At 70.3% G+C, this 12,377-nt stretch carries 11 protein-coding genes and 1 tRNA gene; 6 read left to right on the top strand and 6 right to left on the bottom strand.

Annotated elements, in window-relative coordinates:
• Positions 1 to 58 precede the first annotated feature (58 nt).
• The 3 genes from ABZ794_RS31060 to ABZ794_RS31050 all read right to left on the bottom strand — a co-directional run bounded on the left by ABZ794_RS31060 (position 59) and on the right by ABZ794_RS31050 (position 3,423).
• On the bottom strand, positions 59 to 2,299 hold the full coding sequence (locus ABZ794_RS31060; RefSeq protein ID WP_210785755.1) for an MMPL family transporter: 2,241 nt from the start codon (positions 2,297 to 2,299) through the stop codon (positions 59 to 61).
• The gene (locus ABZ794_RS31055) at positions 2,299 to 2,886 is read right to left on the bottom strand and encodes a TetR/AcrR family transcriptional regulator (RefSeq protein ID WP_357518900.1); all 588 of its coding nucleotides are present in this window, start codon (positions 2,884 to 2,886) and stop codon (positions 2,299 to 2,301) included. Before ABZ794_RS31055 ends, ABZ794_RS31060 begins: the two co-directional genes overlap by 1 nt.
• 102 nt (positions 2,887 to 2,988) lie before the next feature.
• Positions 2,989 to 3,423 carry a helix-turn-helix domain-containing protein gene (locus tag ABZ794_RS31050; RefSeq protein WP_238688513.1) on the bottom strand — a complete coding sequence of 145 codons (435 nt, stop codon included), beginning with the start codon at positions 3,421 to 3,423 and terminating at the stop codon, positions 2,989 to 2,991.
• A 75-nt stretch (positions 3,424 to 3,498) separates the two neighbouring features.
• Here ABZ794_RS31050 and ABZ794_RS31045 point away from each other — a divergent pair, with 75 nt between their 5' ends.
• The 6 genes from ABZ794_RS31045 (at position 3,499) to ABZ794_RS31020 (ending at position 10,518) form a co-directional block, all read left to right on the top strand.
• Entirely contained in the window at positions 3,499 to 4,983 is a 1,485-nt protein-coding gene (locus ABZ794_RS31045; RefSeq protein ID WP_357518898.1) for an MFS transporter, read from the top strand.
• A 31-nt stretch (positions 4,984 to 5,014) separates the two neighbouring features.
• On the top strand, positions 5,015 to 5,974 hold the full coding sequence (locus ABZ794_RS31040) for an ATP-dependent DNA ligase (RefSeq protein ID WP_357518896.1): 960 nt from the start codon (positions 5,015 to 5,017) through the stop codon (positions 5,972 to 5,974).
• Positions 5,975 to 6,043: 69 nt separating this feature from the next.
• Positions 6,044 to 6,493: a helix-turn-helix transcriptional regulator gene (locus tag ABZ794_RS31035; protein WP_357518894.1), complete on the top strand. Its 450-nt coding sequence runs from the start codon at positions 6,044 to 6,046 to the stop codon at positions 6,491 to 6,493.
• A gap of 5 nt (positions 6,494 to 6,498) precedes the next feature.
• Complete coding sequence (locus ABZ794_RS31030; protein ID WP_357518892.1) at positions 6,499 to 6,909, top strand: VOC family protein; 411 nt, start codon at positions 6,499 to 6,501, stop codon at positions 6,907 to 6,909.
• Between the two features lie 29 nt (positions 6,910 to 6,938).
• The gene (locus ABZ794_RS31025) at positions 6,939 to 9,320 is read left to right on the top strand and encodes an excinuclease ABC subunit UvrA (RefSeq protein ID WP_210785749.1); all 2,382 of its coding nucleotides are present in this window, start codon (positions 6,939 to 6,941) and stop codon (positions 9,318 to 9,320) included.
• Positions 9,321 to 9,603: 283 nt separating this feature from the next.
• A complete protein-coding gene (locus ABZ794_RS31020; RefSeq protein ID WP_357518890.1) occupies positions 9,604 to 10,518 on the top strand; it encodes a hypothetical protein in 915 nt (304 codons plus the stop codon).
• 89 nt (positions 10,519 to 10,607) lie between these two features.
• Here the strand turns inward: ABZ794_RS31020 and ABZ794_RS31015 are convergent.
• The 3 genes from ABZ794_RS31015 to ABZ794_RS31005 all read right to left on the bottom strand — a co-directional run bounded on the left by ABZ794_RS31015 (position 10,608) and on the right by ABZ794_RS31005 (position 12,376).
• Positions 10,608 to 10,682: transfer RNA gene (locus ABZ794_RS31015), tRNA-Arg, on the bottom strand.
• A 90-nt stretch (positions 10,683 to 10,772) separates the two neighbouring features.
• The gene (locus ABZ794_RS31010) at positions 10,773 to 11,465 is read right to left on the bottom strand and encodes a winged helix-turn-helix domain-containing protein (RefSeq protein WP_210785747.1); all 693 of its coding nucleotides are present in this window, start codon (positions 11,463 to 11,465) and stop codon (positions 10,773 to 10,775) included.
• Between the two features lie 242 nt (positions 11,466 to 11,707).
• On the bottom strand, positions 11,708 to 12,376 hold the full coding sequence (locus ABZ794_RS31005) for a DUF305 domain-containing protein (protein WP_357518888.1): 669 nt from the start codon (positions 12,374 to 12,376) through the stop codon (positions 11,708 to 11,710).
• Position 12,377: the final 1 nt, after the last annotated feature.

Raw genomic sequence — 12,377 nt, 5'->3', positions numbered from 1 at the left:
GGCCCCTGATCGGGGCACGACGGGCACCACAACTCCATGATCGACAGGGTGGTGGGGGTCAGACGCGGGTTGGGGTGCGGTCTTCTAGGTGGGTGCGCAGGCCCTCACCTTCGATGTCCACGTTGGGCAGGGCGCGGTTGAGCCAGCGGGGCAGCCACCAGGCGCGGTCGCCGAGGAGCGACATCACTGCCGGGACGATGGTCATCCGGACCACGAACGCGTCGATGGCGACACCGATGGCGAGCGCGAAGCCCATCGACTTGATCACCGGGTCCTCCAGGAAGACGAAGCCCCCGAAGACCGAGATCATGATCAGCGCGGCGGCCGTGACCACCCGTGCACCGTGCCCCATGCCGCTGATGGTGGCCTGCCGGGCCGTCTCACCGTGCACGAAGTCCTCCCGCATCCGGGACACCAGGAACACCTCGTAGTCCATGGCGAGCCCGAACAGGATGCCGATGAGCAGGATCGGCAGGAAGCTGATCAGCGGGCCGGGCGTGTCCAGGCCGACCAGGTCGGCGAGGTGCCCCTGCTGAAAGACGGCCACCGTGATGCCGAACGTGGCGGCGACGGTGAGCAGGAAGCCCAGCGCCGCCTTGATCGGCACCAGCAGCGAGCGGAACACCAGCATCAGCAGCAGCACCGAGAGCCCGACCACCAGCAGCAGGTAGATCGGTAGCGCGTCGGAGAGCTTCTCGGAGACGTCGATGCCGATGGCGGTGACGCCGGTGAGCAGCACGTCCGCGTCGGGGATCCCGCTCACCGCGCCACGGATGTCGTGCACCAGGGTCTCGGTGGCCTCGTCGGTCGGGCCGGTCTTCGGCACCACGCCGAGCAGCGCGGTCCGGCCGTCCGGGCTGAGCTGGGGCGGCGCCACCGCGAGGACGTTCTCGGTGCGCTGGAGCAGGGCGGTGACCTGCGGCACGGCGGCCGAGGTGGCCTGTGGCGTGTCACCGGCGACCACCACGGCGAGCCGGCCGGTGAAGCCCGCTCCGAAGCCCTCGACGGTCAGGTCGTTCGCCACCCGGGCGGGCGAGCCGACAGCGGCCGTCGCGGCGCCCGGCAGGGCCAGCCGCATGTCCGGCGTGGGCAGCGCGAGCAGCCCCAGGCCGAGCAGGCCGACCAGGATGACCGGTACGCGGAACCGGGTGACCAGTCGCGCCCAGCGGAAACCGAACCGGTTGCGCTCCTCGGTCGTGGTCGTCGTCGCGGCCGGCCGGTCGGTGACGTCCGAGTCGTCCTCGTCAGCGGCGGTGCCGTCGGTGGTGGTGCCGTCGGTGGGAACGGAGCGCAGCCGGCGGGGGAGGACCCGGCGACCGGCGAAGCCGAGCAGCGCCGGCTGGAGGGTGATGGCGACCAGTACGGCGACGGTGACGGTGCCGGCGGCGGCGAGACCCATCACGGTGAGGAACGGGATGTCCACCACGGCGAGTCCGGCCAGGGCGATGACCACTGTGGCGCCGGCGAAGACCACTGCCGAGCCGGCGGTGCCCACGGCCCGGCCGACCGCCTCCTCCGGGGACAGGCCGTCGAGCAGGTTCTGCCGGTGCCGGGAGGTGATGAAGAGTGAGTAGTCGATGCCGACCGCGAGACCGAGCATCAGCGCCAGGATCGGCGCGGTGCTGGTGAGCTGGACGACGCCGCTCAGCGCGAACAGTCCGGCCATGCCGGCGCCCACGCCGATCAGCGCGTTGAGCATCGTCATGCCGGCGGCGACCAGGGAACCGAACGTGATGATCAGGACGATCGCGGCGACCAGTACGCCGAGCGCCTCGGTGGAGCCGATCTCCGGCTCGCCGCCGAGCACCTCGCCGCCGGGGGCGACCTGCCAACCCTGCGCCTTTGCCGCTGCGCCGACCTGCTCGTAGGCGGTGCGCTGCTCGTCGGTGACGTCGTCCCCGCCGCTGGCGAACTGGACCTGGACCAGCGCGTACCGGCCGTTGGGTGATACCGCGCCGACCTGGAGCGGGTTGACCGCGCCGACCACGCCGGGCAGTGCCGACGCCTGCTGGACGAGTTCCTGCACCACTGCCTGACCCTGCGGGGTGGCCAGTTGGCCGTCGGCGGGCGCCTTGACCGCGATGGTGCCGGTGGCGCCGCTGGCAGCGGGGAACTGGTCGGCCAGCAGGTCGAGCGCGCGCTGGCTCTCGGTGCCGGGCATTGTGAAGTTGCTCGCCGTCGGGCCGCGCAGGGTCGCCGCGGCCAGGCCGGCGGCGACGAGTACGACGAGCCAGAGCGCGACGACGAGCCGTCGCCGGCGCAACGCGCCCCGGCCGAGCCGGTAGAGCAGGGTGGCCATCAGGAGTCCTTGTCCTCGGTCGTGGGTGGATGGGGCAGTGGCGCGTCGACGGGTTCGACGGCCCGCCGGGCGAGGGTGAGCAGGGCGAGGCGCAGTTCGTCGTCGGGGATGTCGGCGAACTCGCCGCACGCCTCGGAGATGCCGGCGAGCAGCACCAGCGCGGCGATCCGGGCGCCCGGCCGGTCGGAGTGCCCGGCCAACGCGTCCCGCAGCCGGTCGGAGATCTCCTGGATGTGCGCGAAGGCCGGCTGGCACAGCAGTTCCGGGAACTCGCCGCGCAGTACCGCGATCTCCTGCCGGAACCGGACCGCGAGGTCGACGAAGCCCTGTGCGGCGACCTCCTGGGCGGCAGCTCCGGTCAGGCCGGTGAGCTGGTCGTCGAGGCTGCGGAGCACCTCGATCGCGGGGGCCATCAGCTCGGCGAGCAGGGCTTCCTTGTTGGCGAAGTGGTAGAGCACCGTGGCCTTGGAGCAGCCGACCTCCCGGGCGATGTCCTGCAGGGAGGTGCCCCGGTAGCCGGTCACCGTGAACTGCCGCGCCGCCGCGGCGAGGATCTCGCCGTGCGTGTCGGGTACCGCTCTGACCATGCCCGGTCCACCTCCCGCAGACCAGCATGCCTGACCGATCGGTCAGACCCTGACCGATCGGTCAGATGGAAGCGGTGGTATTCGCCACACCCCTCGCTGGGTTTACCCGGCGTGCTGGGTGTCGTACCTGGTCCGCGCCTCGGCGATGGCCCGCCGGTGCCGCTCGGCCCAGCTGGTCAGCGCGACCAGCGACTCGTAGAGCTCCAGCGCCATCGGGGTGGCCGTGTATTCGACCTTGGGCGGAACTGTCGGGTAGACAGTGCGGTGCAGCAGGCCGTCCCGTTCCAGGTTGCGCAGCGTCAGCGTGAGCATCCGGCGGCTGATCCCCTCGATGTGCCGCTCCAGCTCGGTGAAGCGCACCGGTCCGTGCGAGGCGGCCACCAGGATGCCGATGCTCCACTTGCCGCCGACCCGGTCCAGCACCTCGCGGACGGTGCACGCCCGAGCCTGGCCCGGGGTGAACGGCACGTTCTCGGCCGCGCAGGTCAGCTCGGCCTTGACCAGCGCGGACACATCGCTGTTCCTCTGGGACATCAAAGTGCCTCCTTCCGCTCCGGTTCATGGTCACAGACGATGACCTCGGTAACAAACAGTGCACCAAGGAGGCGTTTCGTGGAGCGTGTCGTCCCATCTCGTTGGCCGGCGCTGCTGGTGCTCTGCGCCGGCAGCCTGATGATCATCCTGGATGGCACCGTCGTCGCGGTGGCGCTGCCCGCCATCCAACGCGACCTGGGCTTCAGCGCCGCCGGTCTGGCCTGGGTGGTGAACGCCTACCTGGTCGCGTTCGGCGGGCTGCTGCTGCTCGCCGGCCGGCTCGGTGACCTGCTGGGCCGGCGCAGGGTCTTCCTGGCCGGCGTCGCGTTGTTCACACTGGCCTCGCTGGCCTGCGCGGTCGCCACCGGGCCGGCCCTGCTGGTGGGCGCGCGGTTCGGGCAGGGCGTCGGCGGCGCGCTGGCCATGGCGGTCAGCCTCGGCATGATCGTCCGGCTCTACCCCGAAGCGGCCGAGCGGGCCCGCGCCATCGCCGTCTTCAGCTTCACCGGCGCCGCCGGTGCGTCGGTCGGCACTGTGGCCGGAGGGGTGCTCACCCAGGCCGCCGGCTGGCGGACGATCTTCCTGGTCAACGTGCCGATCGGGGCGGCCATCCTCATCGCGGCCCTCCGCCGGCTCCCTGCCGAACGAGGGATCGGCCTGCGCGCCGGCCTGGACCTGCCCGGCGCGCTGCTCGCCACCGCCGGGCTGATGGCCGCCGTGTTGGGCATCGTCGGCACGGGCGAGCACGGCTGGACCAGCCCTCGGACGCTCGGCGCGGTGGCCCTCGCGGCACTGCTGCTCGGCGGGTTCGCGCTGCGTCAACGGGTGGCGGCGGCCCCGCTGGTGCCGTACCGGGTGCTGCGCGTCCCGGGCCTGGTGGCGGCGAACGCCGTGCAGTTCCTCATGGTCTGCGCGTACTTCGGGTTCCAGTTCCTGCTCGCCGTGGAGCTGCAACTGGTGCTGGGGTTGGACGCCGCTGCGACCGGCTGGGCCTTTCTGCCCACCCCGGTCGTGATCGCCGTGGTCTCGCTCGGCCTGGCCGGTCGGCTGATCGCCCGCTTCGGTGCCCGGATGGTTCTGCTGGTCGGGCTCGGCCTGGCGACCGTCGGCTTCCTCCTGCTCGCCCGGCTGCCCGCCGACGGCGGCTACGTCGCGGACGTACTCCCGGCGATGTTGATCTTCGGGGTGGCCGGCGGGTTGACCCTGCCGGCGGTCACCACACTGGCCATGGCCGGCGCGACCGACACCGACGCCGGGCTCGCCTCCGGCCTGGCCAACACCACCCAACAGGTCGGCGGGGCGGTCGGCCTGGCCGCGCTGGCCACCCTGGCCGCCACCCGCAGCGACGGGCTGCGGGCCGCCGGCTGGGCCGAGACCGCCGCGCTCGCCGGCGGCTACCGGACCGCGTTCGCCGTGGCCGCCGCTCTGGTGGTCGCCGCGTGGCTGGTGGCGCTGACAACCCTGCCCCGCCGCCCGGCCCGGCCGTCGTCAGCGGCCAACCCGACGGAACCGGCCGGGGTGGGTGCCGGAATCGATCCGTACCGAAGCGCCGCGTCCAGTTGACCGACGGCACCGGGGCCGGGAGGGTGGTCGGGTGAGCGAGGCTGACGAGACCCGGGACGGCGTGGCCCTGACCAACCTGGACCAGCCGCTGTCCGACCGTGACGACGCGACGAAGCGTGACCTGGTCGACTACCTCGACGCGGTTCGGGACCGCCTCCTCCCGCAGTTGCGGGGCCGGCCGCTGTCGGTGATCAGGGTCCGCCCCGGCCAGCCGCCGTTCATGCAGAAGAACCTGCCCCGCTACACCCCGGACTGGGTCCGCCGGGCACCGGTCTGGGCGGAGGCGTCGCACCGGGAGATCTCGTACGCCCTCTGCGACGACCGCCGCACCCTGCTCTGGTTCGCCAACCAGCGGGCCGTGGAGTACCACCCGACGCTGGCCACCGTGGCGGATCTGCACCGCCCGACCCACCTGATCCTCGACCTGGACCCGCCGGACGGCGACGGGTTCCGCGCGGCGGTCGACGCCGCCCTGCTGGTCCGTCAGGCGCTCGCCGACGCCGGCCTGGCCGGCGCCGTCAAGACCAGCGGCGCCAAGGGCGTGCACGTCTTCGTCCCGGTGACCGACGAACCAACGGCCGAGGAGTTGGCCGCCGCCACCCGGGCGCTCGCCGTCCGCGCCGAGCGGCTCGACCCGGCGCTGGCCACCACGGCGTACATCAAGGAGGACCGGGGTGGCCGGGTCTTCGTGGACGCCACCCGGGCGGGCGGGGCGACAGTGGCCGCCGCGTACAGCCCCCGGCTGCGCCCGGGGATGCCGGTCTCGTTCCCGGTCGACTGGGCCGACCTGACCGAGGTGACCCCCGCCGACTTCACCATCCGGACCGCGCCCGCACTGCTCGCCGACGGCGATCCGTGGACCGCCCTGATGCCGGCCCCGCAACCGCTCCCCGCCGACCTGGTGGCCGAGGGCCGGACCATCCCGGTGGCCCGGGTGCAGGCCATGCACGAGGGGAAGCGCCGGGCCCGCGCCCGCCGCGAGGCCGGCTGACCGGCTCGTCGGCCCCCGCCCGCGCCGGCGTGCGGCGGATTGTCGGTGGGTTGTGGCACGATTTCGCAGGTGAGCAGCAAATCCGACGCGGCCCAGCGGCTGGCAGACCTGGCGCGGCTGCGCCGGGTCCGCGACCGGATCGACAGGGAGTACGCGCAGCCGTTGGACGTCGAGGCGCTCGCCCGTGGCGCGCACATGTCGGCCGGTCACCTCAGCCGTGAGTTCCGGCTCGCCTACGGCGAATCTCCGTACAGCTACCTCATGACCCGACGGATCGAGCGGGCGATGGCCCTGTTGCGCCGTGGCGACCTGAGCGTCACCGACGTCTGTTTCGCTGTCGGTTGCTCGTCGCTGGGCACCTTCAGCACCCGCTTCACCGAGCTGGTCGGCGTGCCGCCCAGCGTCTACCGGCGGCAGGCGGCGCAGGCGACGGCCGGAATGCCGTCGTGCGTGGCGAAGCAGGTGACCAGACCGGTCAGGAATCGAGAAGCGCGGGTCACCGAGCCGCAACTAGCGTGACCAGCATGGACATCACCATTCATTCGAGTTTCCTGCCGCATACCGACCCGGACGCCTCGCTGGTCTTCTACCGCGACGTCCTCGGCTTCGAGGTCCGCCTCGACGTCGGCTACGAGGGGATGCGGTGGATCACTGTCGGGCCGGTCGGCCAGCCCAGCACGGCCATCGTCCTGCACCCGCCGGCAGCCAACCCCGGCATCACCGACGACGAGCGGCAGACCATCATTGAGCTGATGGCCAAGGGCAGCTACTTCGGCGTCAACCTCGCCACCACCGACCTCGACGCCACCTTCGCCAAGTTGGAGGCCAGCGACGCCGAGGTCGTCCAGGAGCCGACCGAGCAGCCGTACGGCGTGCGCGACTGTGCCTTCCGGGACCCGGCGGGCAACATGGTCCGAATCCAGGAAGTGCGCTGAGTCCTGCGCGCCCGACAGATGGAGACACGATGAGCACGGCCATCCAGCCGTCCGAGCCGCACGTCGCCGACAGCCACGACCTGATCCGGGTGCAGGGCGCGCGGGTGAACAACCTCAAGGACGTCAGCGTCGAGATCCCGAAGCGGCGGCTGACGGTGTTCACCGGTGTCTCCGGCTCCGGCAAGAGCTCGCTGGTGTTCGGCACCATCGCGGCCGAGTCGCAGCGCATGATCAACGAGACCTACAGCGCCTTCGTTCAGGGCTTCATGCCGACGTTGGCGCGGCCCGAGGTCGACCTGCTGGATGGCCTGACCACGGCGATCATCGTGGACCAGGAGCGGATGGGCGCCAACTCCCGCTCCACCGTCGGCACCGCCACCGACGCCAACGCGATGCTGCGCATCCTGTTCAGCCGGCTCGGGCAGCCGCACATCGGCTCGCCCAACGCGTACTCGTTCAATGTTCCGTCGGTGAAGGCGACCGGGGCGATCACAGTCGATCGCGGCGCTGGCAAGACGAAGACCGAGAAGGCGACCTTCAACCGTCTCGGCGGCATGTGCCCGCGGTGCGAGGGCATGGGTGCGGTGACCGACATCGACCTGTCGGCGCTCTACGACGACAACCTCTCGCTCAACGAGGGCGCGATCACCATCCCCGGTTACAGCATGGAGGGCTGGTTCGGCCGGATCTTCCGGGGCTGCGGCTACTTCGACCCGGACAAGCCGATCGCCAAGTTCACCAAGCGGGAGCTGCAGGACCTGCTCCACCGGGAGCCGACCAAGATCAAAATCGACGGGATCAACCTGACGTACGCGGGCCTCATCCCGTCGATCCAGAAGTCCTTCCTCGCCAAGGACATCGACGCGTTGCAGCCGCACATCCGCGCCTTCGTGGAGCGCGCGGTGACCTTCACGACCTGCCCCGAGTGTGCCGGCACCCGGCTCAGCAAGGAGGCCCGGTCGTCGAAGATCAAGGGCAGGAACATCGCCGACGCGTGCGCGATGCAGATCAGCGACCTGGCCGCCTGGGTGCGCGGGATCGAAGAGCCGTCGGTGGCCCCGTTGCTGGCCGGCCTGCAACACCTCCTCGACTCGTTCGAGGAGATCGGGCTGGGCTACCTGTCGCTCGATCGACCGTCGGGCACCCTCTCCGGCGGTGAGGCGCAGCGCACCAAGATGATCCGTCACCTCGGTTCCTCGCTCACCGACGTCACCTACGTCTTCGACGAGCCGACGATCGGGCTGCACCCGCACGACATCCAACGAATGAACGAGTTGCTGCTCCAACTGCGCGACAAGGGCAACACAGTGCTGGTCGTGGAGCACAAGCCGGAGGCCATCGCCATCGCCGACCACGTCGTCGACCTCGGGCCCGGCGCCGGCACCGAGGGCGGGACCGTCTGCTACGAGGGCACAGTGGAAGGTCTGCGGGCCAGCGGCACCATCACCGGCCGCCACCTCGACGACCGGGCGGCCCTCAAGGAGACGGTGCGGACGCCCACCGGCAAGCTGGAGATCCGGGGCGCCACTGCCAACAACCTCCGGGACGTGAACGTCGACGTACCCCTCGGGGTGCTCGTCGTCGTGACCGGCGTCGCCGGCTCCGGCAAGAGTTCGCTCGTGCACTCCTCGATCCCGGCCGGCGCGGGCGTGGTCTCGATCGACCAGGGCGCGATCCGCGGCTCACGGCGTAGCAACCCGGCCACGTACACCGGGTTGCTCGACCCGATCCGCAAGGCGTTCGCGAAGGCCAACGGGGTGAAGCCGGCGCTGTTCAGCGCCAACTCCGAGGGTGCCTGCCCGAGCTGCAACGGCGCCGGCGTCATCTACACCGACCTGGGGATGATGGCGGGCGTAGCCGCCCCCTGCGAGGACTGCGAGGGCAAGCGGTTCCAGGCATCGGTGCTGGAATACCGCTTCGGCGGTCGCGACATCAGCGAGGTGCTCGCGATGTCGGTGACGGAGGCCGAGAAGTTCTTCGGCGCCGGCGAGGCGCGCACGCCGGCAGCGCACGCCATCCTCGACCGGCTCGCCGACGTCGGGCTCGGCTACCTGAGCCTGGGGCAGCCGCTCACGACTCTGTCCGGCGGGGAGCGGCAACGGCTGAAGCTGGCCACCCACATGGCGGAGAAGGGCGGCGTGTACGTCCTCGACGAGCCGACCACCGGCCTGCACCTGGCCGACGTCGAGCAACTGCTCGGCCTGCTCGACCGCCTGGTCGACTCCGGCAAGTCGGTGATCGTCATCGAGCACCACCAGGCGGTCATGGCGCACGCCGACTGGATCATCGATATCGGCCCCGGCGCCGGCCACGACGGTGGCCGGATCGTCTTCGAGGGCACGCCCACAGACCTCGTCGCCGCCCGCTCCACCCTCACCGGCGAGCACCTGGCCGCGTACGTCGGCAGCTGACCAAAGGCCCTGGCCGCCGATCGAACCACTACGCGACCGGCGGCCAGGGTCCGTGCGCGGCCGAGACGGCTAGGGAATCGTCGAGTCGTCAATCGGGGTCGCAACGCCGCGCTTCCGGTGAGACGAGGTGCTTGTCGTTCCTATTCGAGCGACCTGTACGGGTCGTTTTGGTCGCCCCGCAGGTCGACGTCGATGCGTTCTGGGCGGGGCCTGTCACGTATAGGACGGCCATGGGTCGGCTGGCCACCCCTTCTCACTTCCCACCTAATCTATGATATTGCCTATGGCGGATCTCCTGGATGTCTCGGACAAGATCGCTTCGGTTGTCTCGGCCGTCGCCGGCATCGCCAGCGCAGTGATAACCGTCCGAGTGTTGCGTAACGGTGGTCCCCGAAACCCGAAACCAAACGATTCATCCGCTTCGACGAAAGCCGAAGCGGCATCGTCGCCGGCTGCCGACATGGCGTTGCACGTAGCGATCCAGGGAACCCAGGAAACCTCGGCGGCCTCGGAGCCACCAACAATCCCGGAACCCGCCATGACGACAGCGAACGCCAGGCCGATGGAGGGACAACCAGTCTCCGGGTCACCTGCAACGAGCGACCCGGCGGCAACGGATGCAGGCCCTGAGGTGATCGCGACACTGGCGGCACGCGAGTCGCCGGCGACGATCGAATCAAGCGCGCCCACGCCAAGCTTCGAAAATCCCGGAGATGCCGCAGTTGCGGATGGAGTCCCCACCGAAGGGTGCTCCGGCTTCTTCGGGGCGGCGCGTGAGTGGGTCGTGCCGGCCACCTGGTTTATCGTGGCTCCATTATTGCTGACCATGGCACACCTCACCTGGATAGGCAGGTCAGCGAACGCCAAGATTCAAGAAGCCGGAAGATTCGACGCCGATGTCCAAGCCTTCTGGGAATGGACTACCAGCCACCCAGTGTCGATGCTGGCAGTAGCTTTATCCCCAGTTCTTGTTATCGCCGTGGGATGTCTCGCCAGTGCCGCTTCTTCATACTTCACTGCCCGTCCGGCACCTGCGACCCGCCCAGCAGGCCAGCCCTCCCCTCCTCGCACAAGCCGAGAGGAATGGAAAGAGGGGTTGGGTTTATTGCTGATCAGCGTTTTTGCGATGGCAATCGCTATTCCGGTGTTGGCGATCGCGATGATAGTTGTGCTCGATGTTGGCGTCCTGGTGTTCTGATCGAAGCACGCCGCCGGCCTGACTGGGCACATGAGTAATGCCCCTGACCGGGTTTCCCTGGTCAGGGGCATCTTTGTGCCAAGCAATCTTGGTGCCCCCGGCAGGATTCGAACCTGCGCCCCCGCCTCCGGAGGGCGGTGCTCTATCCCCTGAGCTACGGGGGCTCAGCGACTGGAGAATACTAGCAAACCTCCCCTGCGTACGCCGAATCGGTATCGGGTGAGCCGATCGTGTCGGACCGGCCCACCCGGCGCTCAGGCGGCTACCGCCCGCCCGCAGCTGGGCAGCGGGTGCAGGACGATTCGCCGAGGGAGCCGGCGCGGCCACTCGTTGCGCGGCCAGGAGCCGTCCACTATCAGGTGGACGGTGCGCTGCTCCTCGCCACTGAGCCGCAGCACGAAGTCGCGGGGGAGCGGCGGGTCCACAGTCGGCGTGGTGATCATGAAGCGCACCCGGCCGCGGGACGAGACGGCGGAGATCACGTCGGCGGCCGGCATCGTGCCGCGCAGCCGGATCCGGCCGATCCAGTAGACCTCCGCGAGGTGCTCCTGGGCGGCCCGGGTGATCCCCGGGTACTCGCTGCGGACCCAACGCTCGACCGCGCTGACGCAGAGCCCGCAGGCCCGCTCGCGCGGCTCCCGCGGACCCAACCCCCAGGCCCGCAGGTACGCCCCGACCGCGCCGGCGTCCAGCGGTAGCTCGAAGCGCCGCTGGATGAGCGTGGTGAGGCTCTGCCGCGTCCACAACTCCTCGTCCAGGCCGAACTCGTCGGGATGGACGCCTCGCAGCGTGTCAATCAACTCGAGTTCCTGTTCGCGGCTGAGCAATCCCGGCTCGCCCTGCCGCTGTCCGCGACGGACGGCTGCCACCGCCCCGTCACCACCGATGGTGTGGCGTCGGCACCAACTGGTTACCGAGCGCCGTGCGTCTCTGAGTGCAACCCCCACGTCTTGGGCAACGAGCCCGAATCGCAACTGGTCACGATATGTGGGGAGAAAACTCTCTAAGCAACGTAATCGCCTGTGCCTCGCAAAACGCCCACAAGGGACGAGAAGGGCTTTCAGGTCATAGGCCACGGGTTCGGCCGTGCGGGGTCGGGGTGGGCGGGTGCATGGCCTCGACACGGTGCGGCCCGCGTCACCGCCCACGGATCGGCGGGGACGCGGGCCGGGTGCGCCCGTCCGGTCGGTCAGCCCCTGGCCTGCGCCTGGAGCTGCCGGAGGTTGTTCAGCTCGGTCTGCTGGGTGTTCTTCATGGTGTTCGCCACCCGCACCACCTCGGCGTTGTCGGTCGCGCCGAGCGCCGCGTCGATCATGTGGATGCCGCCCAGGTGGTGGTCGTACATCAGGGCCAGGAACTGCCTGTCGACCTCGATGCCCTGAGCGTCGCGCAGGACGGTCATCTGTTGCGGCGTGGCCATGCCCGGCATCAGACCGTCCTTGACGGTGGCCCCGTCGGACATCCACGACATCGGCGGCTTCGACCCGGTCGGGCTGAGGCCCCATTCGCGCAGCCAGGTCTGCATCGCGCCGATCTCGCCCTGCTGCCCGGTGGCGATGTCGACGGCGATCTGCCGCACCTCGGGGAGGGCCGCCGACCGGTACGCGATCAGGCTCATCTCCACCGCCTGCGCGTGGTGGGTAGTCATGTCCCGGGCGAAGCCCGCCTCGACCGAGGCGTCACCGGGTCGGGTGATCCGTGGGGTGAGCAGACCACCCGCATACCCGAGGAGGAGCCCCACCACCAGCATGATGGCGAGCGCCAGCACGCCGTAGCGCGACGCCGGGGCCCGGCCGCCCTCGTCCGGGGCGGCCGGGATCTCGTCGTACTCGCTGTCGGTGGTTGCCGGAGCGGTCATT

The organism is Micromonospora sp. NPDC047187 (genome assembly GCF_040643355.1).
Lineage (GTDB): Bacteria > Actinomycetota > Actinomycetes > Mycobacteriales > Micromonosporaceae > Micromonospora > Micromonospora salmantinae.
Note: the sequence above shows the minus strand (reverse complement) of the source record. Positions and strands in the feature narration are given on the sequence as shown.

Bases quoted from the DNA above. Each gene is read 5' to 3' on its own strand.
- ABZ794_RS31060 (WP_210785755.1), bottom strand. From the start codon at position 2,299: ATGGCCACCCTGCTCTACCGGCTCGGCCGGGGCGCGTTGCGCCGGCGA.
- ABZ794_RS31055 (WP_357518900.1), bottom strand. From the start codon at position 2,886: ATGGTCAGAGCGGTACCCGACACGCACGGCGAGATCCTCGCCGCGGCG.
- ABZ794_RS31030 (WP_357518892.1), top strand. From the start codon at position 6,499: ATGGACATCACCATTCATTCGAGTTTCCTGCCGCATACCGACCCGGAC.
- ABZ794_RS31025 (WP_210785749.1), top strand. From the start codon at position 6,939: ATGAGCACGGCCATCCAGCCGTCCGAGCCGCACGTCGCCGACAGCCAC.
- ABZ794_RS31020 (WP_357518890.1), top strand. From the start codon at position 9,604: ATGGCGGATCTCCTGGATGTCTCGGACAAGATCGCTTCGGTTGTCTCG.
- ABZ794_RS31005 (WP_357518888.1), bottom strand. From the start codon at position 12,376: ATGACCGCTCCGGCAACCACCGACAGCGAGTACGACGAGATCCCGGCC.